Annotated in this window: 20 protein-coding genes and 2 pseudogenes; 10 read left to right on the top strand and 12 right to left on the bottom strand. The window is 47.9% G+C overall.

Translation table 11 applies throughout. From position 1 onward, the window contains the following. Window positions 1-84: 84 nt before the first annotated feature. The 4 genes from PSE6802_RS35910 to PSE6802_RS31320 all read right to left on the bottom strand — a co-directional run bounded on the left by PSE6802_RS35910 (window position 85) and on the right by PSE6802_RS31320 (window position 2,184). The gene (locus PSE6802_RS35910; RefSeq protein WP_412973445.1) at window positions 85-270 is read right to left on the bottom strand and encodes an IS1 family transposase; all 186 of its coding nucleotides are present in this window, start codon (window positions 268-270) and stop codon (window positions 85-87) included. 234 nt (window positions 271-504) lie between these two features. Then, window positions 505-999, bottom strand: coding sequence for a GNAT family N-acetyltransferase (locus PSE6802_RS31325; RefSeq protein WP_019501563.1), 495 nt, complete (start codon window positions 997-999; stop codon window positions 505-507). Between the two features lie 14 nt (window positions 1,000-1,013). Next, on the bottom strand, window positions 1,014-1,559 hold the full coding sequence (gene cobU, locus PSE6802_RS0118675) for a bifunctional adenosylcobinamide kinase/adenosylcobinamide-phosphate guanylyltransferase (protein WP_019501562.1): 546 nt from the start codon (window positions 1,557-1,559) through the stop codon (window positions 1,014-1,016). Between the two features lie 106 nt (window positions 1,560-1,665). Next, a complete protein-coding gene (locus PSE6802_RS31320; protein WP_019501561.1) occupies window positions 1,666-2,184 on the bottom strand; it encodes a hypothetical protein in 519 nt (172 codons plus the stop codon). Window positions 2,185-2,389: 205 nt separating this feature from the next. Here PSE6802_RS31320 and PSE6802_RS31315 point away from each other — a divergent pair, with 205 nt between their 5' ends. Further along, window positions 2,390-4,855: a beta strand repeat-containing protein gene (locus tag PSE6802_RS31315; RefSeq protein ID WP_019501560.1), complete on the top strand. Its 2,466-nt coding sequence runs from the start codon at window positions 2,390-2,392 to the stop codon at window positions 4,853-4,855. A gap of 219 nt (window positions 4,856-5,074) precedes the next feature. Next, window positions 5,075-5,866, top strand: coding sequence for an IS5 family transposase (locus PSE6802_RS0118660; RefSeq protein WP_019498649.1), 792 nt, complete (start codon window positions 5,075-5,077; stop codon window positions 5,864-5,866). Window positions 5,867-5,928: 62 nt separating this feature from the next. Here the strand turns inward: PSE6802_RS0118660 and PSE6802_RS0118655 are convergent, their stop codons facing one another. The 3 genes from PSE6802_RS0118655 to PSE6802_RS0118645 all read right to left on the bottom strand — a co-directional run bounded on the left by PSE6802_RS0118655 (window position 5,929) and on the right by PSE6802_RS0118645 (window position 12,684). Then, the gene (locus PSE6802_RS0118655; protein WP_019501559.1) at window positions 5,929-7,911 is read right to left on the bottom strand and encodes an ABC-F family ATP-binding cassette domain-containing protein; all 1,983 of its coding nucleotides are present in this window, start codon (window positions 7,909-7,911) and stop codon (window positions 5,929-5,931) included. A 220-nt stretch (window positions 7,912-8,131) separates the two neighbouring features. After that, entirely contained in the window at window positions 8,132-11,647 is a 3,516-nt protein-coding gene (locus PSE6802_RS31310) for a DAHL domain-containing protein (RefSeq protein WP_019501558.1), read from the bottom strand. Next, the gene (locus PSE6802_RS0118645; protein WP_019501557.1) at window positions 11,644-12,684 is read right to left on the bottom strand and encodes a cytochrome-c peroxidase; all 1,041 of its coding nucleotides are present in this window, start codon (window positions 12,682-12,684) and stop codon (window positions 11,644-11,646) included. Before PSE6802_RS0118645 ends, PSE6802_RS31310 begins: the two co-directional genes overlap by 4 nt. 422 nt (window positions 12,685-13,106) lie before the next feature. On the opposite strand from PSE6802_RS0118645, the gene PSE6802_RS29590 reads away from it, so the two are divergent. The 6 genes and pseudogenes from PSE6802_RS29590 to PSE6802_RS34910 all read left to right on the top strand — a co-directional run. Then, window positions 13,107-13,337 carry a hypothetical protein gene (locus PSE6802_RS29590; protein ID WP_156815585.1) on the top strand — a complete coding sequence of 77 codons (231 nt, stop codon included), beginning with the start codon at window positions 13,107-13,109 and terminating at the stop codon, window positions 13,335-13,337. A gap of 401 nt (window positions 13,338-13,738) precedes the next feature. After that, on the top strand, window positions 13,739-14,062 hold the full coding sequence (locus tag PSE6802_RS0118635) for a DUF4278 domain-containing protein (protein WP_019501555.1): 324 nt from the start codon (window positions 13,739-13,741) through the stop codon (window positions 14,060-14,062). Continuing rightward, on the top strand, window positions 14,059-14,220 hold the full coding sequence (locus PSE6802_RS33645; protein WP_019501554.1) for a hypothetical protein: 162 nt from the start codon (window positions 14,059-14,061) through the stop codon (window positions 14,218-14,220). The genes PSE6802_RS0118635 and PSE6802_RS33645 overlap by 4 nt, the downstream gene beginning before the upstream one ends. Window positions 14,221-14,290: 70 nt before the next feature. Then, window positions 14,291-15,367: an ATP-binding response regulator gene (locus tag PSE6802_RS0118625; protein ID WP_019501553.1), complete on the top strand. Its 1,077-nt coding sequence runs from the start codon at window positions 14,291-14,293 to the stop codon at window positions 15,365-15,367. Continuing rightward, complete coding sequence (locus PSE6802_RS0118620; RefSeq protein ID WP_019501552.1) at window positions 15,364-16,047, top strand: response regulator transcription factor; 684 nt, start codon at window positions 15,364-15,366, stop codon at window positions 16,045-16,047. The genes PSE6802_RS0118625 and PSE6802_RS0118620 overlap by 4 nt, the downstream gene beginning before the upstream one ends. A gap of 231 nt (window positions 16,048-16,278) precedes the next feature. Next, window positions 16,279-16,743, top strand: a pseudogene (locus PSE6802_RS34910) (IS1 family transposase); the annotation flags it as partial. On the opposite strand, the pseudogene PSE6802_RS35905 reads toward PSE6802_RS34910, so the two are convergent. Next, window positions 16,723-17,508 (bottom strand): annotated as a pseudogene (locus PSE6802_RS35905) (STM4011 family radical SAM protein); the annotation flags it as partial. The pseudogenes PSE6802_RS34910 and PSE6802_RS35905 overlap by 21 nt on opposite strands. Before the next feature lie 155 nt (window positions 17,509-17,663). Between PSE6802_RS35905 and PSE6802_RS0118605 the strand changes: the two are divergent. Further along, the gene (locus tag PSE6802_RS0118605; protein ID WP_019498766.1) at window positions 17,664-18,965 is read left to right on the top strand and encodes an NF041680 family putative transposase; all 1,302 of its coding nucleotides are present in this window, start codon (window positions 17,664-17,666) and stop codon (window positions 18,963-18,965) included. 116 nt (window positions 18,966-19,081) lie between these two features. On the opposite strand, the gene PSE6802_RS0118600 is transcribed toward PSE6802_RS0118605, so the two are convergent. From PSE6802_RS0118600 to PSE6802_RS0118590, 3 genes are read right to left on the bottom strand one after another with little or no spacing between them, the layout of a single operon-like run. Beyond that, the gene (locus PSE6802_RS0118600) at window positions 19,082-20,440 is read right to left on the bottom strand and encodes an STM4012 family radical SAM protein (protein ID WP_019501549.1); all 1,359 of its coding nucleotides are present in this window, start codon (window positions 20,438-20,440) and stop codon (window positions 19,082-19,084) included. Continuing rightward, window positions 20,437-21,297: an STM4013/SEN3800 family hydrolase gene (locus PSE6802_RS0118595; protein WP_019501548.1), complete on the bottom strand. Its 861-nt coding sequence runs from the start codon at window positions 21,295-21,297 to the stop codon at window positions 20,437-20,439. Before PSE6802_RS0118595 ends, PSE6802_RS0118600 begins: the two co-directional genes overlap by 4 nt. Continuing rightward, window positions 21,288-22,529, bottom strand: a complete 1,242-nt coding sequence (locus PSE6802_RS0118590; RefSeq protein WP_202950711.1) for an STM4014 family protein — start codon at window positions 22,527-22,529, stop codon at window positions 21,288-21,290. The genes PSE6802_RS0118595 and PSE6802_RS0118590 overlap by 10 nt, the downstream gene beginning before the upstream one ends. A gap of 145 nt (window positions 22,530-22,674) precedes the next feature. On the opposite strand from PSE6802_RS0118590, the gene PSE6802_RS0118585 reads away from it, so the two are divergent. Then, window positions 22,675-23,466 carry an IS5 family transposase gene (locus tag PSE6802_RS0118585; protein WP_019498649.1) on the top strand — a complete coding sequence of 264 codons (792 nt, stop codon included), beginning with the start codon at window positions 22,675-22,677 and terminating at the stop codon, window positions 23,464-23,466. Here PSE6802_RS0118585 and PSE6802_RS0118580 read toward each other — a convergent pair. Then, the gene (locus PSE6802_RS0118580; protein WP_019501546.1) at window positions 23,463-24,263 is read right to left on the bottom strand and encodes an STM4015 family protein; all 801 of its coding nucleotides are present in this window, start codon (window positions 24,261-24,263) and stop codon (window positions 23,463-23,465) included. The two genes, PSE6802_RS0118585 and PSE6802_RS0118580, sit on opposite strands and share 4 nt — an antisense overlap. Window positions 24,264-24,450 lie beyond the last annotated feature (187 nt).

Here is a 24,450-nt window from a genome sequence, read left to right as displayed (position 1 = left end):
CTGTGGCAATCATTTCAGACAGCACACTTAAATTCAAATCGATTGATGAACAGACCAATCACAATATCGTGCATCACAATAGATTTAAAAGCAAATAGTTTTGCGCACTAAGCGCTTGATGCGGGTACGAAACGTTGCTATGTTTGCGCTCAATTTTTTGAGTATTTTGTTTGCCACTGTAAGTTCAGCAGGGTCAAGATGGCGTTCGTAGGCTCCCCAGCCATCTGTGTAAAACTGGCTGATGCCAAAAGGTTCTAACCACGTTTTGATCTTTACAAAGGCTTCGTCTGCATGGGACGCTAAGACGTAGGCTAAAATTCGTCATGTCACTAATCTGTTGTTTGACCTCAGCTAAATGACCTCGGTAGGTGTAGTTCAGGATCGAGGTGCAACGATCGCACTCTGGATTACGACATTTATAGCGTGGTTTCCCCTCACCAGATGAACCATGTCTGACGACATCGCTACTTTTGCGACTAGGTTTAGGACGGATGCAAGTCATGATTATCTCAGATTTTTCTCCATGAAAATACAGGGGATTTTCGTGCCGCAGGGCAAAATATGCCACGATCGCTCTACAACTTTGTATCCATGCTTTTGATAGAATAACTCGGCATTCAAAGAGGCAGTAAGTCGCAGTTTGGGAATGCACCGTGCTACTGCTTCTTTCTCTAGAAAACGCATGAGCAACGTGCCTACTCCTTGCCGTGCGTGCAATGGATTTACGTAGACGGCGCGCACTTCATTGCCAGATAGAGCGGAACAGCCAATAATTCTACCGGCTTGCTCGGCAACAAACATGGTCTCGCCCCAGTCGGCAATTACTCGTTCGTAAATTGCGGGCGTGAGTTTCCCTACCCATGCTTCAATATATTCTGGGAGATAGTCTGGAGCGCACAACTGGCGTACGGCATCGATATGAATCTGACAAACTGCTGCAGCATCTTCGGTGCGGACGCGGCGGACTAAAATCTCTGATGATTTCTGAGCGTTCGTCATATGAGATGAGATATTCAATTGGGTGGCAGGCGATCGCCGATCGCAGTGAGATTGAGAGCGTGACCGCCCGTAACTAAATAAACGATATCGGCGATCGCGCCCAGGTTGCGACTGAGAGCGCCAAGGCGATCGCGAAATTGACGACCGCTCTCGTAGGCTGGCACTACACCCCAGCCCACTTCTTCTGCCACAATTGTAATACTAGCTGGGCAGGATTTGACTGCTTCTAGTAATTCGCTCGCTGTTTGGTGCCAGGTTGGCTCGTCGCGATCGAGGCAGTTTGCCAGCCAGGTTCCCAACGAATCGATCAGAAGATAGCGATCTTCACGGTTGGAAGTAAATTGTTGAATGGTCTCAGCTAAAGTATAGGGAACTTCCAAAGTTTGCCACTCTGGGGGGCGGCGGAGCTTGTGTAGAGCGATTTTTGCCTGCCATTCCTTATCTCCCGGATCGTGTCGAGCGGTGGCGATGTAGATAACGTTTTGTTGCGATCGCCTGGCGAGGATTTCTGCCCACTCGCTTTTGCCGGATTTTGCCGCACCAATAACTAATGTAAACATTGTGAGGATATCTCGCGGGCACAATCTAAGCCTAAAATCACAATTATAGCGGGTTTCAGATGAAAACGAGAAGGGGGTTTGGGGGCGTTGCCCCCAAGAAGGGGTTCTACCCCTTCACCCCGTCAATAAAACCTGTTCTCAATTGAAAAACGCTATACAACCCAGGTGTAGATGAGAAAAATAGATATTTGGTCAGTCCTGCCATCGCGCTGGCAAATAGAACCGTAAACGCACTGCGGCTAATAAATTCTTCGTTCCCTATTCGTTTTTCCATGCCATTTAGTCTCTCATCAACAAGCTTAATTTCGCCAGACAGCTTTTCATAGCCACGCTTAATTTCACTCGATAGCTTCTCTTCGATGCGCAAGATTTCGCCGGACAACTTTTCATCTACACGCTGAATTTCACCGGACAACTTTTCTTCGACGTGCTGAACTTTTTCTTCGACGCGCTGAATTTCGCCTTTGAGTTCGGCAAACTGAACGTCTACTTTTTTGTCGAGTTGCATTATCCTGTTGTCAAGTTGCAGTAGCTGAGTCTCAAATTTTTTGTCTAGACTCAAGATGATATCTTTTAATTCTTGATTTGTCGGGTCGCTCATAGTCCCATTGGCAGACTTTGTCATTTAATCTTAACACCGATCGCTTTTACAAAAATGCGGGTAACCTTAGTCAACATAGTAAAGGCTAGGCAAGACTTAACTGAAACCAGTTACTTAAACTGACGAACGATCGCCGTTCGGGGGGAGGTGTTTGCGCTTTTTTTCTGTTTAACCGTGCGATCGCTTAGCAATCTTTCTCACATCATAAATCGGAGGAATCTATTTTCTCATGGCTACGTTTAGCAATACAAACAATATCTCAATCCCATCTTCGGGAATAACTTCGGGGACAGCTTCACTATATCCGGCACCAATTAATGTCAGCGGTTTAACTGGTTCGATCTCTAAGGTTACGGTCACTCTAAATGGTTTCAACCATACTTTCCCCGATGATGTGGATGTTTTACTGGTAAGTCCCACAGGGCAAAAAGCGATTATCCTTTCAGATGTAGGTACTTCACTCGACGTTGTCAATTTAAACATTACGCTGGATGATGATGCTGCCTCCTCTTTGCCAGATGCTAGCCAGCTTACATCTGGAACCTTTCGTCCTACAAATATAGGTGCAAGCGATCCCTTTGCAGCACCAGCTCCAACTGGCCCTTATGGAAGTACCCTATCCCTTTTTAACGGCAACGATCCAAATGGCACCTGGTCGCTGTACGTTGTTGACGATACCGGTGGAGATATTGGCAGTTTTGCTGGCGGCTGGTCGCTTTCCATTACAACACTTGCACCACCAACCTTAGACATTGCTGCTACTGATGCCACTAAAGCTGAAGGAAATGCAGGTACAAACACTTTCACGTTTACCGTTAATCGGTCAGGAGATACCAGTGTTGCCACAACTGCAGATTGGGCAGTCAGCGGCAGTGGCGGTCTTGATGCCGCAGACTTTAGCGGTACGCTGCCGTCGGGTACTGTCAGCTTTAATGCGAATGAGACGAGTAAAACGATTACAGTTGATGTCAGTGGTGACACCGTGGTGGAAACCAATGAGAATTTCACTGTAACTCTCTCCAATCCTTCTGGCTCAGCTATCGTTAATACTGCTACTGCCACGGGTACGATTCAAAACGATGATGCAGCTCTAGCGATCGCTGCCGATGCTAGCGCCAATGCAACCGAAGGCAATAGCGGTACAAAAGCTTTCACCTTCACAGTGACGCGATCGGGGGATACCAGTGGCACGTCAACGGCGGATTGGGCGGTTAGCGGTAGTGGCGGTCTTGATGCTACAGACTTTGGCGGCAAGCTTCCTTCCGGCATTGTCAGCTTTGATGCGAATGAGACGAGTAAAACGATAACGGTCAGCGTCAACGGCGATGCGGTGGTGGAATCAAGTGAGGATTTCACTGTGACGCTCTCCAATCCATCTAGCGGAGCTTCCATTACTACAGCTACCGCCACAGGTACGATTCAAAATGATGATATCTCAGGCTTCACCATCACTCCTGTCAATGCTAGTCAAGCAGAAGGCCATAGTGGCTACAAAAACTTCACTTTTAATGTCAGCCGTAATACCAATATCAACGACTTTACGCTGGTGAACTATGCCGTCAACGGTGGCATAGCAAGTGCTGCTAGCCCTGTTGCTAATGGCAGGATCTCCAATCCTGCTGATGTTGCAGATTTTGGCGGCTTCTTCCCCACTGGCACCCTTTCCTTCTTTGCAGGACAAACCAGCCAGGTTCTGAATATCCAGGTGCGAGGCGATATCGTTAACGAGCTAGATGAGGATTTCACCGTAACGCTCACCAGTGCTTCCGGTGGAGCGGCGATCGCTGGAGCAACTGCTACAGGTAGGATTCTCAACGACGATACTGTTCCTACCTTTGCGATCGCACCCAAGAACGCCAATCAAACTGAAGGGAATTCTAGCAACAAGGCGTTTACCTTCACAGTGACGCGCACGGGCGATACAACTGGAGCGAACAACGTAAACTGGGCGGTAACGGGTAGCGGTACGAATCCTGCTAGTGCGACAGATTTTGGCGGTGGTATTTTGCCGTCGGGTACGCTCAGCTTTACAGCATCGCAAACCAGCAAGGATATCACCATCAATGTCGCGGGCGATGCCGTGGTGGAACTAGACGAGAACTTTACGGTTACGCTCTCTAACCCGACGAATGGAGCACTGATAGAAACTGGAACTGACACGGCGATGGGAGCGATTGTCAACGACGATATCATCCTCGGCACCGCAGTAAACGATTCTCTCAATGGTAGTGTGGGTAACGACACGATTTCTGGTCTGGCAGGTCTGGACACCTTATCCGGTCTAGGCGGCAACGATTCTCTCGACGGCGGTTTAGGTAACGATTCCCTTACGGGTGGATTGGGTAACGATACGCTGTTGGGAGGTGGCGACAACGACACGCTGACGGGTGTCGATCCTGCTAGTGGCTTTGGATCTGGCGAAATAGATAGGCTGACGGGGAATAGCGGTAGCGATCGCTTCATCCTGGCTGATAGCACCAGAACCTATTACTTTGGTGGTGGGACATCCGACTATGCTCTCATAACTGACTTTGGCGCTGGCGATGTAATTCAAACTCGTATTGGCGATACGCTGACGATTGGCGGAGCATTACCATCTGGCATCGCTTCCGGCACGGCGCTCTATCTCGGCACCGATCTGGTTGCCGTGGTGCAGGGGAATGTTCCAACTCTTGCCTCTTTTGTATCAGTTTAGCGGAGAGAAAAATGTTTAGGCGCAAAGCAAGGCATTGTAACGATCTATGAAATATAGCGTTTTTCAGTAGGTAAACCTCACGTGTCCTGGGTATAGCGGTTTTCAGATGAAAACGAGAAGGGGGTTTGGGGGCATTGCCCCTAAGAAGCCATTTAGGAAGTAAAAGGCGCACCAAAAGCAGGTATAAATACTGATGAAGTCTAGTATAAACCTGAAGAGATGCGCCGATCCTATAATACCGATTTATCCAACCAAGAATGGGAAATTATCGCACCCATGCTACCCAAACCATCAAAATGGGGTAGGCCACCCAAAACAAATATGCGAGAGTTACTGAATGCCATTTTCTATATACTCAAAAATGGTTGTACATGGCAGAATCTACCCCATGACTTTCCGCCTTACTCAACGGTCTATTTCTACTGGCAAAGGTGGGAAAGAACTGGGCTACTGGAGGAGATTAATCGCAAATTGAGCCAACAATTTAGGGAAAAGGTTAGTAAAGAGGCGACCCCAAGCTTGGTGAGTATCGATAGCCAGAGTGTGAAGACAACAGAAAGTGCGGGCAGTCGAGGTTTTGATGGCGGTAAGCAAATCAAGGGCAGAAAACGCTTCGCTATGGTTGACACCTTGGGCTTAGTTGTAAAGGTGTTGGTGTGTGCAGCTAACATCGGTGAAAGAGCAGGAGCTAAGCAGTTGTTACAGAATCTCACATCTCCATTACCACGATTAGAGAAAATTCTGGTTGATGCTGGATTCTCTGGTGATGAAATCACACAATGGGTCAACGACAACTTCGGATGGCTTTGGGAAGTTAGCAAACGGGCAGACAATCAGAAAGGTTTTGTAGTGGAGTCAAAGCGTTGGGTGGTAGAGCGAACCTTTGCTTGGTTAGGTAATTGTCGTAGACTAAGCAAGGATTATGAATTTTATGAGCAAATGTCTGAATCGTTTATTTACTTGGCTTTAATCCGCAAAATGCTAAGAAATCTGGCAACTGCGACTTCCTAAATGGGTTCTAAGACCCCATAAACTAAACCCTTTCTCAATTGAAAAGCGCTATATACTCTATCCTAGCTCAATTCAGCTAGTTCCAGCCAGCGCTCAGTGCTGGATTCGATCGCAGCCGTCAGCTCTGCCAATCGTTCTGACAACTTTTGCACTTCGCTAAAGCCAGATGGAGGATTTTTGTAAAGCGTAGCCTCAATTTGAGCTTTCTCTGCTTCCATTTCAGGAATTTGGATTTCTAGGGCTTCCAGTTCTCGCTTCTCTTTGAAAGATAATTTGCGCGGTTTACTGGATGCGGGTTTGGATGTTTCTGACGATTGTTCTGAATCCTTTTGTGGGCTGGACGAACTGGATTTATTGTTAGAGTTTTTGAGATTGCTGCTATCCTGACTTGCTGCTTCCTCCTTCGCTTTTTGGTAATCCAGGTAAACAGAGTAGTTGCCTGGATACTGACGTATATTTCCGTCCGGCTCAAAGGCAAAGATGGTCTCTACCGCGCGATCTAGGAAATAGCGATCGTGGGAAACTACGATCGCACAACCGTTAAAGTCTTCTAGATAATCTTCCAATACTGTAAGAGTTTGGATGTCAAGGTCGTTAGTTGGCTCGTCCAGAATCAGGACGTTTGGCTCGCTCATCAGAACGCGCAGCAAGAACAAGCGCCGCTTTTCCCCACCTGATAGCTTATGAATAGGTGCATACTGTTGATTGCCATTAAACAAAAAACGCTCCAGCATTTGCGAGGCAGTAATCTGAGTCCCATCCGCAGTTTTTACAAGCTCTCCCACTTCCTTGATGTAATCAATTACACGTTGCTCCTGATTCAGAGCATCCATTAAATCTTCGGAATGCTGGTCAAAATAGCCGATGTGAATTGTGGAGCCAATCTCAACTGTGCCGCTGTCCGGCTCCACTTTACCGATAATCGTATTAATCAGAGTGGATTTACCAACACCATTGCTACCAATAATCCCAACGCGATCCTCTGGACTAAAAATATACGAAAAGTCTCGAACTAAAACGCGATCGCCATATCCCTTAGAAATATTATTGACTTCGATTACCTTTTTCCCAATCCGGCGACCGGCAGTGGAAATGTCCACCTTCCCCTGTGCTGTGCGAAATTGCTGTGCCTGCATCGCTCGAATGCGATCGATCCTCGCTTTCTGCTTAGTACTGCGCGCTTTAGGGCCGCGCTTGAGCCATTCCAACTCCTTGCGCAAAACACCTTGATGCTTGCGCTGACTGCTGGCTTCAGATTCCTCCGCCAGTGCTTTTTTCTCCAGGTAGTAGGAATAATTTCCAGAATAGGCGAACAGTTCCCCACCATCAATTTCTAGAATGCGATTCGTGACGCAATCGAGAAAATAGCGATCGTGGGTGATTAGTAATAACGCTCCTCGATAGCGATTCAGATAACTTTGCAGCCATTCCACCGACTCAGCATCGAGATGGTTTGTCGGTTCGTCCATCAGCAGGACATCGGGTTCGGACAGGAGTGCTGCTGCTAAGGCTATGCGCTTGCGATAGCCGCCGGAGAGATTTGCAACTTTGGCATCAAAATCGCTAATACCTAGCTTAGTGAGGATAATCTTGGCTTGCGTTTCTAATTCCCACGCTTCAGTAACATCCATTTGATGCATCACCTCGGATAGTCGAACCATAATCTGCTGGTTTTGCTGATGACTGTTAGAATCCTGGCTGGTTTCTGCCTGAACGCGAGCTAATTTCTCAGATAAATCTTCGTACTCGCGTACCAGTGCCATGCGATCGCCGCTGTTAGCAAACACTTGCTCGATCGCCGTGCTATTTTCATCTAAATCGGGCTGTTGGGGAAGATAGACGATCTTGGCACCAGAGTTGACTAAAATTTGTCCCTCGTCGATTGGTTCTAAACCCGCAATTATTTTCAGTAACGTAGACTTTCCCGATCCGTTCCTGCCGATTAGACCGACTTTATCGGTGGCATCAATGCTAAAATTGGCATCCTTGAGAATTTCTTTAATCCCAAAATCTTTCTTGACCGATTGCAGTGTAAAAATGCTCATGGGTTTTGCTAAATAGATTCAGGAATTTCAAAAGAACTTGTCTATAGCGGTTTTCGCTTGAGAACGGGTTTTATTTTTGGGGTGAAGGGGTGGAATCCCTTCTTGGGGGCAATGCCCCCACCCCCCCTACTCTTTCCGATCTGAAAACCGCTATATCGTTATATTGTAATTCAAAGAGCCTGGAAAAGACAGGACGGCATGCAAACAACTCTGCAATTTACTAGAGCATGAAGTTAGCGTTCTGTTGTTGAGTTGATGAGATAATTTCTTCAAAGCGATAGTTATTAACTAGGTGAGCGAGTGCACTAGCCAGGTGATCGCTGGGTTGGGGCATTTGAGCAATTAATTCGAGAATTTGCTTGGCATTGACTCTAATCGCTGCATGGGATAATTTCTCCACCCAATCAGTCGGCATCGCCGCCAATGCTTGCTTGAGTTCGCTAGGACTAAGCTGCGATCTGGTCTCTTGTAAGTTTCCGGTAACATCGCTACTCGATTGTCTGGAACTATAAACGTAACGAATGCCGAGGTGTTCGGCCATTTTATCAAAAATTATTTCTGCTCTTACCGGCTTGCGCACGAAGTCGTCGCAGCCTGCGGATAGAGCTGCCATGCGATCCTTTTCAAACGCGCTCCCAGTTATGGCAATGATTATGGGTGCCTGACTGCCAGATGCTTTAATTTGTCTGGTTGCTTCGTGACCGTCCATTACCGGCATTTGCATATCCATCCAGATCAAATGAGGAGTCCAGGTTTGCCAGAGCGATATTGCTTCCTTGCCGTTAGTCGCTTCCCGCACCTCAAAGCCCACAGGTCGGAGTATCTCTACTAGAAAATGACGATTTTCCAATTTGTCCTCTGCAACCAGGATGCGATAGAGTGGTTGTCCGGCTTCCAACCCAATAACTTGACGACTTGGTTGGAGGGTCTGAACGTAATTCTCCTGAACTAGCGCTGTCTGAATGTCGAACTTGAAAGTGGTACCTTGACCTAATTTACTATCAACTGCGATTTCTCCACCCATAAGGCGAATGAATTCCCTACTAATGGGTAAGCCCAACCCAGTTCCCTCATGGGAGTTGCGGCCAATTTCTGTTTGCACAAATGGTTCAAATATCGCATCTATTTCAGTGGCATCAATACCAGGCCCCGTATCTGCGATTTCAAAGTGCAAAATCGGTGAGCGAGGAGAACTGGCGCGTAGCGTCACGCTGCCTTTCTGCGTAAATTTAATAGCATTACTTAACAGGTTCATGAGAATCTGACTCAGCTTGCTCTCATCCGTACAAACGCAGCGAGGCAAGTCGGTTGCCAGATCGAAAATTAGTTGCAGTCCTTTAGATTCAGCTTTTAATCGCAGCATCTGCTGCAACCAGCTCATCAGAGCGTAGAGATCGAAACTACTTTCATTGAGGGCTATCTTTCCCGCTTCGATTTTAGAGATTTCCAGCACGTCATTAATCAATCTCAACAGGTGTTCGCCGCTGCGGTTAATAGTATCCATATACTCCTGTTGCTGCCCTGTCAGCGTGGTGTTACGCGTCATTAGCTGAGTAAAGCCCAGGATGACGTTAAGGGGAGTTCGCAGTTCGTGACTCATATTGGAAAGAAACCTACTTTTAGCGAGATTTGCAACTTCTGCTGCTTTCATAGCCTCTTGCAAAGCTTCCTCTGCTCGCTTGCGTGCGGTAATATCGCGCACGATACAGACAACTTCATCTGCTCCGCTCTTCACGATCCTTGCCTCATAGTAATATGTCCCATTGGGTCTGACTAGCTCGTGTTCGTAAGTTTGCAGTTCGCCACTATCAACCGCAAGCCGGAACCTCTCTAACAGATTTTGGACAACTGTTTCAGGAAGAGGTAAATCGCTTAGTTTGGTTCCGAGCGATACCTCTATTGGAAACATCAGATCGTCTTGTCTAGCCTTGTAGTCTAGATAGGTGCCATCGAGGCGATGGCGAAACATCCGATCGGGAATGGCATCTAGAAGTGCCCGCATCTGCTTTTCATTTTGTTGCAGTTCCTCTTCTAACTGCTTGCGATCGCTGATGTTGCGAGCAACCCAGAGAACCGTATTCTCTGATAGGGGCGAAACGCTAGCTGAAAAACACGTTTTTTGACCATGAATCGGTAAGCTGTATTCTACGCTAATGCTGTGGCGTTCGGCAGCGGTTTTGGCGCGATCGCCTACAGAATCGTCAGTTCCCGATCGCAACTGCAGTGCTTGTCCAATTGCATTGATAAACTGCTCCGCCAGATCGCTTGACAAGATTTCGCGAACCGTATGGCCGATTGGATTGATACCAGGTCTATAGTCGGTAAGCTGAGTTCCGATCGACTTTAAGTAGCGACCCTCCGCGTCAAAGATAATTACGATGTCAGTCATGGCGGCAAACAACAGTCTCAATTCCGCTTCAGATTTTTGTAGGGCTTCCTCTGCTAGTTTGCGTGCGGTAATATCCGTGACTGAACCTTCGTAATACAGCAAATTGCCATCGCGATCGCGCACCGAACGCGCGTTCTCTGAAATCCAAACAACCGAACCATCTCTACGGTAAATCTGAGATTCAAAGTCTACGATTGCTTCATGTTTCTGCATCAGATCGACGAACTCTCGGCGGCGCTCTGGCGAAACATAGAGTTGATGCTCGATGTCGGTCAAGTTTTGGCTGAGTGCTTCAATAGAGTCATAGCCGTAAATGCTAGCCAGCATGGGGTTAGCACCTAGATAATGCCCATCGGGGGTGGTTTGGAATATCCCTGCAACAGAGTTCTCAAAAATATTGCGGTATTTTTCTTCCGCTTCCTTTGCAGCTAACGCATAGGCTCTGATCCTGTAAATAATTGAGATCGCAATTCCAATTAGAACAACAATGGATAGCAGATAAAGGCTGAGCCGATAGGTTTGCGCGCGATCGAGTGCTTTGTTGTAATAACCATCGTAAGCTCGAAACAGGTTTTCGCTGCGTTGGAACGTAGGTAATGACAGAATCGTTTTAACCAGCTCGTTGACCTCTGGATCGCTATTCAGAATAATCCTGGCATGGGCGATCGCCGTCTTCACGTCCGCTCGATTCGCAATTGGGCTGTCGCTTCTCAGGATTTGTTGCATCTCACGATCGATCTGCGGCACGATCGCCGCATCGTTGGTGAGGTTAAATAACAGAACTTGTCGGAGTAATGCATTTAAATGCGCTGCTAGAACTAGATCGGTTGTCTTTTGGCCTACCAGATCGGCGATCGCAATTGGGAAATAGACGAGCGAGTTTCTCCGTACCGCGTTTTGCGTTTGAAATCTCTGAATATTGCGTTCCTTTTCTTGCCAAACCGCTAGATATGCTTGCTGCAGTTGGTTCAGTTCATCGCGGCCCGCGAGATCGATAAAGCTAGGGATCTGCTTCAGATTGGCTTGTAATGACTTCAGCTCTGCGAGATCGCTGACTATCGGATCTTGGTAGGTAAGCAGACCATCTCTTACCTGCAAGACATTCAGGTTGATACGAGCATCCAGTTCTTTCATCCGTCGCAGGTTTGCTGTAAAACGATTGTGCTGCTCAAAATCAATCGCTCTTGCCCAAACCCACAGCAAGATTGCCAGTACTGTCACACCTGTGAGGAGCGCATAACCACCTACCCTGGAGACAATCTTGGGAAAACGACGGGCTCGATCTGACTTGTCACCAGCATAGGATCTGCGTGCGGCTAGAATTCTGTTGAAGAGGTTAAACTTCATAGCTTCTGTCCTCGATATTCTCCGGTGAGCGCGTGTAGAAACTGGGCGATCGGGGCGATCTTCTCTTGAGGAAGAGATCGCCCGAGTTGATATTTCGCCATAATCGCGATCGCTTCCTCCAGTGTTTTAACCGACCCATCGTGAAAATAGGGTGGGGTAATTGCCACATTGCGAAGACTGGGCACGCGAAACACAAATCGATCTGCTCGATCCTGAGTTACGTTGAAGCGACCTAGATCGGCTTGGGTAAGGTTCCCTCGATCGGCGAAATAGTCTCCCAAGTTACCGAAGCGTGCAAACATATTACCACCCACGTTCGCTCCCTGATGACAGTTCGCACACCCATAGGCTTTAAATAGCTGGTATCCCTCCTGTTCTGAGGCTGTCAGCGCTTGTTTGTTCCCCCGCAAAAATTGGTCGAAGCGAGAATTAGGCGTAAAGAGGGACTGTTCGTAGGTAACGATCGCATCTTTGATATTATTTGGTGTCAAGCCATCTGGGTAAATCTGGGTAAATCCTCGAACGTACTCCGGGTCTTGTTGCAGCGCGCGGATCGAGGCTTCCCATTGCGTACCCATTACCTTTGGGCTTGTCATGAGTGCTTCGAGATGATCCGTTAAATTCTCAAACTTGCCATTCCAATTGAAATAGAAATTATAACGAACATTAAACACGGTCGGAGTGTTAACTTCTCCAATTGCTCCGTTTACGCCAACAGAATGAGTGCGGCGATCGACTCCACCCATACCCAGATTGTGACAGCTAAGGCAGGAAACCTGGCGATCGCCAGAGAGACGGATATCTCCAAATAGTTTCTCTCCCAAACCAACCTTGTTGCGATCCAAGGCAATCTCCAATGGAATTGGCTGAATTGCTTCCTTCGACTGACTTACTATTCCCGATTCCAAGATTTGCGGTTGCGATGGCTGAGGAATTTGGAATTGCTGGCAGCCGATCGCAACCAGGAAGGCGATCGCAATTAAAGCAATCGGGTAAAGCCACTGCCTAACTCGTCGTTGCGCAAACAAGAAGCCCATATTCAACGTCTCTCCCTGGATGATAGGGTAGGTAATTAGATCGCAATAGTTAAGACTTTAAAGGCAACTAGCGATCTGGTCATGTGCTGAAAAGCCATATCACCCTATTTCAGTCTAATAGAATTTGGGCGAACGAGGCAATATCTTGGTAGTTCTTGCCCCAGCAAGGATAGCAGCTTGGCTTTAACAAGCAAAATAACAAATGCATAATGTCATGACAAATGTAACGAGCAAACCATGACATTTATATGATGTTTTTGAAACCCTCTTTCCATAAAGTAATGCTATAGCGGTTTTCAGCTCGGAAAGAGCAAGAGGGGTGGGGCACTTCCCAAAAGAAGGGAATGGTTCTACCCCTTCACCCCGATCGATAAAACCTGTTCTCAATTGAAAAACGCTATATCGGGTGAAAGAGGATATGCGTGGAGACCAAGGAAATGAATGGTTACTGGAAAGTCCTACTACTCAAAATAGCTGGCTGGGCAATTGTCGAAATCGTCCTCAACCTTGCAGGGCTAGATAACATTGCCGACTACGGCGAATTCCTTCTCAAGCCGCAATTATTTCCAGGAGTTTGGGGGGCAAGCATCTCTGTAGTCCTCCTGAGTACCCCCCGCAGAAGCTTACAGCAGTCTCAAATGGTACTGAAATAAGAGCCTTGAAATCAATTTCAAGGCTAAGAGCTATAGCGCTTTGCAATTGAGAACGGGTTTTATCGATCGGGGTGAAGGGGTTCCATCCCTTCTTGGGGGCTTTGCCCCCAAACCCCCTACCTCTTCCGATCTGAAAACCGCTATAAAACCTCTAAAAACAGGTTGAATCCTTGTCGATAAGCCATTTCAGTGCCATTCCACTATAGGGTAGTCTGCGATCGCCGATCGCTGCATAGAGTCGTGACAAATGTAATGGTTAGGCAATGACATTTATCAGATGCGACAGATCTGGTATTTCCTATAAATTAAAACTGTCGAAGAGAGGGAACCCTCAAAACCTCATTCAGGGAAAAATCTTCTACTTTACTTCACACAAATTGATACTTTCAAGGATTAAAACAATGCAACTTATCTATCGTGGCATTACATACGATCGCAGTTTCTACGAACTTTTCAGTCAGCTAAAACAACTGGGAGAGCACCTCAAGTCAGCTTGCGAACTAAGTTATCGCGGGATTCCCTATCGAGTCGATCCTATTGTCCAATCCGAACGAGTTGCCGTGTCGGTAGAATCCCATCAATTAACCTATCGGGGAGTGAATTACTTTGCTAGCAGAAGTGCCCAAGGAGAAATTACGGTACCGCCCCAATCGGTAAAATCTACGCGGATTAATCTGGAGAAGACAGCGCCAGATGCACTTTTACCCGTAGGAGGCAAATCGTGAAAGAATACGATTCTTGCTTCTCCATCGCTTTGCTCATGTCAGCGGTAATTATATTTGCTGGGACAGCTCAAATATATTTTGAGCAAACCACTACCACCACTTCTACTGAATTGCATGGAGTTGCTACACGCCTGCTAGCTTTGGGGAGCGATCGCTAGCAAGTACGCATTCAAAATTTGGTACAATCGCTTTAGATGTAGATGTAACACTGGCTTATGGTTGCTCTTTATGAATTACAGTCAACCCTCTAAGGGAGACATACTGATCGTTGACGACACGCCGGATAACCTGCGTCTTTTGTCTACAATGCTGGAAGAGAAGGGATATGAGGTGCGAAGCGTCACCAATGGTGCCACAGCATTAATGGGCATACAGGCTCAGCCCCCCGATCTGATCCTGCTCGACATCAACATGCCCGTCATGACGGGCTACGAAGTCTGCCAGCGTTTAAAAGCTAATCCCAATACCCAAGAGATTCCCATCATTTTTATCAGTGCTTTGAATGAAGTATTTGATAAGGTCAATGCCTTTGCAGTTGGAGGTGTGGACTATATTACCAAGCCGTTTCAAGTGGAGGAAGTCCTGGTCAGAATCGAAAACCAATTAACCGTTCGCAGGTTGCAAGCCCAGCTTCTCAAGGCATTAGAACAGGAGCGATCGCTCAATCAAAGGATTGAGGAGATGGCGATCTTGGAAGAGCGCAATCGCATTGCCCGCGATATCCATGACTCCCTAGGCCACGCGCTGGTAGCACTCAATATTCAAATCGAAACCGCGATCGCTTTGTGGCAGGATGACTCGGAACGAGCCTATGCTTTTTTAACAGAAGCAAAACAACTCGGTTCCGAGGCTCTACAAGCCGTACGCCAGTCTGTGTCTGACATCAGATCTGATATTAGCTCGAATCCGTTACAAGGTCAGTTGCTGGAGGAAGCGATCGCCAAACTGGTTCAAGAGTTTCATCACACTACGGGCGTGTTGCCAGAGTGCCATATCAATCTATCTCAGCCACTATGCAATCAAATAAATACGGTGTTATATCGCATCATCCAGGAAGGGCTAACTAACATTTACAAGCATGCCAAGGCAACAGAGGTAAGCATTGCGATCCAAACAACCCCAGACAGTCTATTGCTAACGCTCCAGGATAATGGCAATGGCTTTCAAATCTCTCAAAATAGAACTGGGTTCGGTTTGCAAGGGATGAGAGAACGGACTACTGCTTTGGGGGGACAGCTAGAAATTACCAGCGATGTGGGGGGTGGTTGCCACATTACAGCCAGATTTCCGAGGTCGTCTGTATGATTCGGGTGTTGTTAGTTGAAGATCAGGAAATCGTCCGTCGGGGCTTAAAGACCCTGCTGGAGACAAAGAAAGATCTGCAGGTAATCGGCGAAGCGGGTAACGGTCAGCTAGCAGTTCAGCAGGTGGAATTACTATATGCAGCATCCACCCCGCCGGATGTAATACTAATGGATATCCGCATGCCCGTAATGGATGGAGTAGAGGCTACGCGACTTATTTGCCAGCAGTTCCCAGGCACTAAGATTTTAGTCCTGACAACCTTTAACGATGCTAAGTACATTGCCGAAGCAATCCAATTTGGAGCTAAAGGTTACCTCCTGAAAGATACACCGGCGGAGGAACTGGCGGAGGCAATCCGCTCGATTCATCGCGGCTATACTCAGTTTGGCCCCGGTATCCTGGAAAAGATGGTTACCCAAGCACCGCCCAAACCCCAGTTAGAAGAACCACCTCCAGGTTTGTTAGATCTGACTGCTAGGGAACGGGAGGTATTGAGGATGCTTGTTGCAGGTGCCAGCAATCGCGAGATCGCTCAAACCCTTTTTCTCTCAGAGGGAACTATAAGAAACCACATTTCTCATATCTTGACACGGCTTAACGTCCGCGATCGCACGCAAGCAGCCCTCATTGCCAAAGCATTTCCTGCCTGGCTGGATGCTTCCTCTCCGCCATCAAAATAGCAGCACAATTGATGACAGTTTTGGCATCCTTCGCTGGATGGAAGTATCGAAGCTTTTCAAGATTTATAGCGTTTTTCAATTGAGAACGGGTTTTATTGACGGGGTGCAGGGGTGAAACCCCTTCTCGTTTTCATCTGAAAACCGCTATATAGCTATAGTCAACAGACTGGTAGTGATGCAAAGTAATGTTTCTCCTGTAATCTATAACAGTCAATCATTTTAAGCATATAAATGAACTGCCCCAAATGCGGATCGCCACAAATCATCAAATACGGAAAAACACACTATGGCAAACCAAGATTCAAGTGCCAAGAATGCGGTCGGCAGTTTGTGGAAAATCCCACAAAACAACCCATTGATGCAGCCACCCGCGCTCTCATTGATAAACTGTTGCTCGAACGTCTAGCACTCGCGGCAATCGTCAGAATCACAGGCGTATCGGCGCGGTGGTTACAACTCTATGTCAATCGCAAATACAAAGATGTCCCCCAGCAAGTTGAGGTTAAGCCCAAAGCGGTGGGAAAGCTGACGATTCAGTTAGATGAGATGTGGTCGTTTGTAGGTAGTAAACAGCACAAAAAATGGGTTTGGTTGGCTCTTGATGCTAATACCCGCGAAATTGTGGGGGCCTATATCGGCGATCGCTCTCGTCGCTCCGCCAAGAAGCTATGGCAATCAATACCTGCAGTCTATCGTCACGGACATTACCGGAATTCGCTCCAAAATCCCAGAGCTGAAGATTTCATACAGTCCGAGTTCGTGCATGTGGATGTAGCCAATGTGACATCGACAGGTTTGGTTTGTACAGGTAGATGGGATTAAGCTTTTCTCCCAATCTAAGGTGTAGATATTACCGATCGCTTCAGGGATGAAATGGCAACGCCGGATAGTGCCATCACCATCGATGGCAATGGCAGTATGACCAGCCCGACAGGATTTGCCGAAACTGGGATGATGCTGGTTGTCGATCGGGAATAGGGGATCGATCTCTGTGAAGTATTCCAGTTCTGCGGGTGAGTAGTAGTTGGGTTGGCGTTTATAGGCATTCACCCACAGGTAAATATGGGCAGGCAATTCTTGACGGAGGGCAGTAGCCTCAGCTTGGTGCTCCTTTAAGCCGACAATCCCGACACTGAAACGCACGCCACGCCGATCTAGCTCCCAACATTGACTGACGAAGCGATCGCGCTCCACCTCGGTGGGGTGGTAAGTAGTCCATAGACCTAGCTTTTGTTTGTCGCAGTGCTCCACCCAATCTAAGCGACAGGAGAGGTTAGTTTGAATTGCAACTTTGGTAACTTGGGGCAGATGAGAGAGTTGTGCTAAAGCCGCCTGGTAATAGTCATGGATCAGAGCTTCACCCCAGGGCGTAAACAGGATGCCAAGGCGATCTCCAGTGCGATCGCTTACCCAATTAACGAAACGTTCTAGAGCTTGACGATCCGTGGCAAGCTGAGCCGCAGTTTCCGAGCGCTTCGCAAAGGGGCAATATTCGCAGCCGTAGTTGCAACTAGAAACTGGAGTTTAGACTAAAAAGTGGTAAAAAGCAGCCAGCCATTGCAGACTGACCGCTTGATGATGGAAGCTGAAAAGACTATAAAATCAACAGCTTCATCATGATTAGTTTGGATAAACTTGAGCAATTTCGCAAGTACACGTACGAAATTATAGGGAACGGGAGAGATGCGCTGTTCGACTTGATGGATGCGGTACTGACGAGTCGGAGTGTTTCATCGTTTGTGGAACTTTCGTTAAGCCCATTATTTCGGAGGGAGTGGTCGAGTATCTATGAAGCACTGCAAGATAGTCATCCTCCACGTGAAGACTTGATGAAGCAATACATACAGCAAATGCCGGCAGCAGAGGTGACGATATTGGCGGGCGACCATACAGCCTGGTCGCGTCCCTATGCGGTGACATTACAAGAACGCACCTACGAACATCAACCTCAACCGGGAGTAGGAAGCAAACCTGTTACGGTGGGGCAAGGATACAGCACAATTGCCTGGATTCCAGAGTCAGAAGGGAGTTTTGCCTTACCGTTGCGGCATGAGCGGATCACCAGTTTCGAGAACCCGATTCAGAAAGCCGCTAGTCAGTTACGCTTGGTTTGTGCGGAAATTCCTGGGACTGTGCTTTTCCTGGGGGATGGCGAGTATGGGTGCGCACCATTTTTGCAGCAAACAGCAGACATCCCGTGTATCAAGCTGCTCAGGCTACGCCCCAACCGGGTTCTGTATCATGCCCCAAAGGATTACGAGGGGCATGGGCGACCCCATAAGCATGGAGAGAAATTTAGCCTCAAAGACTCTGACACTTGGTCTATTCCCCAAGCAGACATCACAATTGCAGAGCCTAAACTGGGACGATTGCAAATTCGTCGATGGCCAAACCTGCACTTAAAGCAAGCCGCAGACCATCCCTTTACACTCATTCTGGTCGAACGTCTTGATATGCCTGAATCGAAACCCCTGTGGTTGATTTGGGTCGCTAAAGACGAGCCAATCTTGAGTGAGGTATGGCAAAAATATCTGCGCAGATTTGCCATTGAGCATTGGTATCGCTTGGTGCGTCAACGTCTCCATTGGACAATCCCTCAGCTTTCTACCCCTGCTCAGATGGAGACTTGGTCGGACTTGATGCCTTTACTTACTTGGCAATTGTGGCTCGCTCGTGAACTTGTCCAAGACTCTCCTCTGCCTTGGCAGAAACCGATGACTAAATTGTCTCCTGGTCGAGTTGCAAATGCTTTTGCTTTAGTTTTGGTCAGGATTGGCTCTCCTTCCCCTGACCCTAAACCTCGCGGTAAGTCTCCAGGTTGGCCTCTTGGGAAAAAACGAACCCAACGGATTCGTTATCCTACTGTCAAAAAACGCTATGCCAAGCCCCTCAAAAAAGCTTCCGCTGCAACTGCTTAGCTCAACTTCTTCCCTTTTATCCTCTCTCTCGCTAGTTTCTATCTAGCGAGATGCTTCTTGTTGCCTTTTAGTCTAAACTCCAGTAGAAAGTGGGCCACGGTAAAGAATGGAGAGATCTAATGCCATGTATAGGTCTCCATGAGATGCTTAACTTTATTGGAGTATAGCCAGGGTCCAATTGTATCGGAATGCTCCATGCCCATCGCAGTTAACTGCAATCGTTGCCACGGTCTTTCACGACTTTCATAACTTTCGGGAGGCGTTGCGTTAGCCACAGCCAGATTCAGGCTTTCCAATTCGGATAGCTCTGGCAAATCGCTCAAGATATGACTCCCAAAGCGCTGCTGGTAATTAGCGAAAGATAAGCCTTCCTGCTGAAGCAGGGATTGAATTGTATAGCGGCGGCGTTGCTCTTCAGCATTGAGTGGGAATCCATAATCAGCCAGGCCAAACGCATCTGAGGATTTGGCAATGTAGGCAGACAGAATATCAGCTACGCCCTTAGCCCCAACCGCGTACTCGCTGGAGTAATGTAACTTTTGTGTATAGGAGCGCGCGCCACAACCTAAACCCACCATGCCGTCATCTTGACAGCAGTAGATTGGCGCCGTTGCCGTTGGTGCATGCTGAGCGCGAAACATGCGCATGGAAATTTGGTTGTAACCGCGATCGCACAACAGATCGCGAGCCTGGCGATAGAAGCTTGGGCGATCGTCGTTCCATTCTTTCTGAGAACGTCCCAATCCCGTTAAAGGTCGCACGTAAAGGGGATACAGATATAATTCTTCGGGAGCGAACTCAAGCGCAGTTTTAATCGATGCCAGCCAACTTTCTACGGTTTGTCCGGGCAGTCCATAAATCAGGTCGATGTTCAGAGTTGGGAAATCCATGTGCCGGATCTGCTCCAAGGCGCGATAAACCGTCGCTACTTGTTGGGGTCTGCCGGCGGCAGCAGTTTCAGCGGCAATAAAGCTCTGCACGCCAATACTGATTCTATCCACACCCCGCGATCGCAAGAGCGCTAATCTTGCCTCAGTTGCAGTCTGCGGTGATACTTCCACAGAAACCGGAATCTTATGTGGTTCGGCTCCCATAGTTGACTCAATTAAGTCAAACAGATTTGTCAGATCGGCCACATCCAGAAAGGTGGGGGTGCCGCCACCAATTGCCAATCTTGCAAACCGGGCTTTACCCAAACTTGCTCTTACTCTAATTGCTTGGCGTTGCAGGGCGGCCAGGTACGCTGCCACAAGCCGATCCTGGGGAATGGCCTGCGTGAATAAATTGCAGAAGCCACAGCGCATTTCGCAGAAAGGAATATGCACGTATAGAAACAGGGCATCGCGACGTTCGGTAGACCATACCCGATCGAGCGCGATCGCTTGCTCTAAGGGGCGATAGGCGGTTTTATGCGGATAGGCGTAGGCATAGGCTTGATAGGCAGAATCCACCAGCATTGCTTTTAAACTACTCATGCGCGCTCCTCGGGTAATACAAACTCAGCATAGGGCACAGTCCAGACTACAGGATGGCTGACTCGGTGGCCGACATAATTATCCTCGCCATAGGCAGTGCCATGATCCGAACATAAAATACACAGAACAGACGATCGCTGTTGGAATGCCGCAAACAGTTTTGGCAAATGACCATCCACATATTCTAGAGCCGCCGCATGGGATTGCCGCGAATCCGCGATCGCGCCCGGCAAGAAAATACAGTTGGGTTGATGTAAAGCCGAGATATTGACGAACATGAATACGCGCTGCTCTGGTGGCAGGCGATCGAGAATCTCTGCTGCCAAGGTCACCTGGTTTTCGGTGGAATGCGGATCGGTAACGCCGAGGGTGGGATGCCAGTGGCTTTCGGCAAATAGACCTGGCAGGACTTTCCCTAGGGGACTTTGCTGGTTAAAAAATCCCACACCGCCAATGCAGATGGTGTGGTATCCCTGACTGGCAAATCCAGAAATAATATCCGGTGCATCGAATACAAAGGTGTTTGGAGCGATTGTCTCGCTACCAGGAAACTCGACAGCGAATAAGCGGGCGTGCTTGCCCGGTGCCACAGGCGTAGGCAGAAATCCCGCAAAGAAAGCGTGATGGGCGGCATAGGTGAAGTTGGCAGGCGAGTGGCGCTGTTCCCAAGTTTGGTTTGGCAATACCCGTGCCAAGTTGGGCGTGCGACCCTGCTGCAAGCACTCCTGGGCAACATCATAGCGCAGCGTGTCGAAAGTAACGAATAGAACGTCATGGGAGCCGACTAATTGATTGGCAGCGATCGCTTGCGTGGCAGATCCAATCGCCGTATGTGTAGAATTCTCAATTAATGCCATCGTTCCAATCCAAACAAGATCTCCGTTGCATAAGTATCGAGACCATTATGGGTAATATCCGGCAGTAGATCGCCAAAGGCATTTACCTCTAAAACTAAAGATTGCTTAAATCTAATTGGAATCAGCAAATCAATTCCCAGATAGAGACTTTCAGGGAAAATGAGCGCAACCCGTTCGCAGGTTTGCAATACAGAATCCCACGCCACATGTCCCATTTTAGCCATTAGTGCTGTGGGTTCGCTGCGTTGATTTTTTAAATGCAAATTCGTCATCGGACTCTTACTCAAGCGCACAACTACATGCTGGGCTTTGCCCGCGATCGCCACTACCCGTAGATCGAAAGTGCGATTATTCATACTTGCTTTCGGTACCCAAGCTTCCACCTGCACGCGATCGCGACACAGGGCATCGATAATCGTGGCAATGCTAGATCGATCTCGATAGCAGCGGATGTGGCGAGAATTGTAAAGCCTCACTTCCGATCCTGCTTGTACCAACTCAACCGTGGTCATCGCTTGCCAAGCCACACCATTGATGGCAAGGGCAACTACACCCGATGCCGAAGACCCATGCGCCAGTTTCACAAAGACGCGCCGAGTTTTCATTGCTTGCATCCGCACCACTAGTTCGTCGAAGGATGAGATCGCACCGAGGCTCTGAGGCACAGGGACATAATGCTGCGTACAAAGCGCGTGGCATTCGATCTTATCAAACATCACAGCAATATCGGAGGGCGAGTTCATTAAGTAATGCGGTGTATTTTGCGCCGCACATTCAGCCAGTTGCTGTTGCAACTGCGCCAATACAATGCCATATCCCAGATACCACTGGCGGGGATAGAGGATGCGACCGCGATCGTACTCCAGTTGCAGTGCGGCCTCGCGGCTAATCCAGGGCGAACCTTCCGCTGCTGCCGCATTCGCACCTATTGCCAGTATTGCTTTCTCCACCTCAAAATCCCGTCCTGGCGATTCGATTCTGACCGTGCTATGCGATCGCACAACTTCGCCTAAATGACAGCGCCCCGATAGCAAATCTATGTAAGCGATCTCAGTTGCAGGTGGCAAGCCCAGCTTGGCTAGTGCTGACTGAAACAGAGTGACCCGCCGATTGCCGGGGTTGCCAATAATAATGAAATGAGGCGGCGTGCGATATTTGCGACTATTCAGAGACGGCAACATAGCGGTAAGATTCCCCGTCATATTCATCGGGTTCCTGGCGATCGCTGACATCTACTTCTATTCCCAATGCCTGCAATTGGGCTACCAATTCCTCAGAGATGAAATGATAGTGGATGTCTAAGAAGCCATTTAGGAAGTAAAAGGCGCACCAAAAGCAGGTATAAATACTGATGAAGTCTAGTATAAACCTGAAGAGATGCGCCGATCCTATAATACCGATTTATCCAACCAAGAATGGGAAATTATCGCACCCATGCTACCCAAACCATCAAAATGGGGTAGGCCACCCAAAACAAATATGCGAGAGTTACTGAATGCCATTTTCTATATACTCAAAAATGGTTGTACATGGCAGAATCTACCCCATGACTTTCCGCCTTACTCAACGGTCTATTTCTACTGGCAAAGGTGGGAAAGAACTGGGCTACTGGAGGAGATTAATCGCAAATTGAGCCAACAATTTAGGGAAAAGGTTAGTAAAGAGGCGACCCCAAGCTTGGTGAGTATCGATAGCCAGAGTGTGAAGACAACAGAAAGTGCGGGCAGTCGAGGTTTTGATGGCGGTAAGCAAATCAAGGGCAGAAAACGCTTCGCTATGGTTGACACCTTGGGCTTAGTTGTAAAGGTGTTGGTGTGTGCAGCTAACATCGGTGAAAGAGCAGGAGCTAAGCAGTTGTTACAGAATCTCACATCTCCATTACCACGATTAGAGAAAATTCTGGTTGATGCTGGATTCTCTGGTGATGAAATCACACAATGGGTCAACGACAACTTCGGATGGCTTTGGGAAGTTAGCAAACGGGCAGACAATCAGAAAGGTTTTGTAGTGGAGTCAAAGCGTTGGGTGGTAGAGCGAACCTTTGCTTGGTTAGGTAATTGTCGTAGACTAAGCAAGGATTATGAATTTTATGAGCAAATGTCTGAATCGTTTATTTACTTGGCTTTAATCCGCAAAATGCTAAGAAATCTGGCAACTGCGACTTCCTAAATGGGTTCTAATTTATCTAACTTAGCAACAGCAGGACTGGCAAGTAGGGCTGACGCGCCCTCATCCCCTAATAGGCCAAGTGATAGATCTAATACCTTAATGCGATCGAGGATGGGTGCGGTGGCGATCGCCACTGCTATATCGTTAGCAATTTCACTATCGCGCAAGCCCAAATAGCGCAACTTGGGGAATAACTGACCAGAGAGAATCGGTTGCAGGTCTGCAACGGTTGTATTACCACCATAGTAGGGTATACCCAGCCAAAGCTCCAGGTGTTCTAGTTCTGGGAGTTGAGACTGACAGACCTCGCGAACCACATTAGGATTTAGACCGCCAGTTTCAATTATGAGAGATTGCAATTTTTCATGCCGCAAAGCACCCAAGCTCAATCCTTCATTACCGCGCACTCTAAAATGCGTGAGTTGTGGATATGCAGCTAGCAGCGGCGAAACATCACTTTGGACGATCCAGGATATTTCGCATTCCTCAGAAATAATATCACCAAGGAAAATAGCGGTCAGATGTGGAAGTTTCTCTCTGGCGGCAACAAGAGCCTCTACAATATCCTGACTGGAGCGATCGTAAGCATCAGCCCACAATCCAATCACGATACCTGATATTTCCCTAACTCTTGGATCCTCTAGAAATGTGGCAATGAGATCGGCCATTCCCTCCTCCGAGTCATAGTCGATCGCAAGGCGATAAATTTTACCGACTGGATCTTCAATCCCAAGTTCTAGCTCGTAGTTCTCAACCGTTTTACCTGCGAAATGCTCAACATTCTCGTAAAGCGCCATAGTGTTTCTGGTATAAACTTAGCTGTGCAAATCCTACCAGATTAACCCTGCTGGTATCGACTTATACTCAAACCCATTGCTAATTGTAAGCGCGCCTATTTCATTATCCATATCCACAGCATCATTGCGTACAAGCACATTGAGTTCCTGCTTGCATTCAAGCGCTAAGATAGTGAGTTGCTGGCGG

This window comes from Pseudanabaena sp. PCC 6802, from assembly GCF_000332175.1.
Lineage (GTDB): Bacteria > Cyanobacteriota > Cyanobacteriia > Pseudanabaenales > Pseudanabaenaceae > PCC-6802.
This window is presented reverse-complemented; position numbering and strand designations above follow the sequence as displayed.

Excerpts from the sequence above, each read along its gene's own strand:
- PSE6802_RS0118625 (WP_019501553.1), top strand. The coding sequence starts at position 14,291 with ATGAATTACAGTCAACCCTCTAAGGGAGACATACTGATCGTTGACGAC.
- PSE6802_RS0118645 (WP_019501557.1), bottom strand. The coding sequence starts at position 12,684 with ATGGGCTTCTTGTTTGCGCAACGACGAGTTAGGCAGTGGCTTTACCCG.
- PSE6802_RS0118620 (WP_019501552.1), top strand. The coding sequence starts at position 15,364 with ATGATTCGGGTGTTGTTAGTTGAAGATCAGGAAATCGTCCGTCGGGGC.
- PSE6802_RS0118590 (WP_202950711.1), bottom strand. The coding sequence starts at position 22,529 with ATGTCAGCGATCGCCAGGAACCCGATGAATATGACGGGGAATCTTACC.
- PSE6802_RS0118585 (WP_019498649.1), top strand. The coding sequence starts at position 22,675 with ATGCGCCGATCCTATAATACCGATTTATCCAACCAAGAATGGGAAATT.
- PSE6802_RS0118600 (WP_019501549.1), bottom strand. The coding sequence starts at position 20,440 with ATGAGTAGTTTAAAAGCAATGCTGGTGGATTCTGCCTATCAAGCCTAT.
- PSE6802_RS0118580 (WP_019501546.1), bottom strand. The coding sequence starts at position 24,263 with ATGGCGCTTTACGAGAATGTTGAGCATTTCGCAGGTAAAACGGTTGAG.
- cobU (WP_019501562.1), bottom strand. The coding sequence starts at position 1,559 with ATGTTTACATTAGTTATTGGTGCGGCAAAATCCGGCAAAAGCGAGTGG.
- PSE6802_RS0118605 (WP_019498766.1), top strand. The coding sequence starts at position 17,664 with ATGATTAGTTTGGATAAACTTGAGCAATTTCGCAAGTACACGTACGAA.
- PSE6802_RS31310 (WP_019501558.1), bottom strand. The coding sequence starts at position 11,647 with ATGAAGTTTAACCTCTTCAACAGAATTCTAGCCGCACGCAGATCCTAT.
- PSE6802_RS0118655 (WP_019501559.1), bottom strand. The coding sequence starts at position 7,911 with ATGAGCATTTTTACACTGCAATCGGTCAAGAAAGATTTTGGGATTAAA.
- PSE6802_RS31320 (WP_019501561.1), bottom strand. The coding sequence starts at position 2,184 with ATGACAAAGTCTGCCAATGGGACTATGAGCGACCCGACAAATCAAGAA.
- PSE6802_RS0118595 (WP_019501548.1), bottom strand. The coding sequence starts at position 21,297 with ATGGCATTAATTGAGAATTCTACACATACGGCGATTGGATCTGCCACG.
- PSE6802_RS31315 (WP_019501560.1), top strand. The coding sequence starts at position 2,390 with ATGGCTACGTTTAGCAATACAAACAATATCTCAATCCCATCTTCGGGA.
- PSE6802_RS0118660 (WP_019498649.1), top strand. The coding sequence starts at position 5,075 with ATGCGCCGATCCTATAATACCGATTTATCCAACCAAGAATGGGAAATT.
- PSE6802_RS0118635 (WP_019501555.1), top strand. The coding sequence starts at position 13,739 with ATGCAACTTATCTATCGTGGCATTACATACGATCGCAGTTTCTACGAA.
- PSE6802_RS31325 (WP_019501563.1), bottom strand. The coding sequence starts at position 999 with ATGACGAACGCTCAGAAATCATCAGAGATTTTAGTCCGCCGCGTCCGC.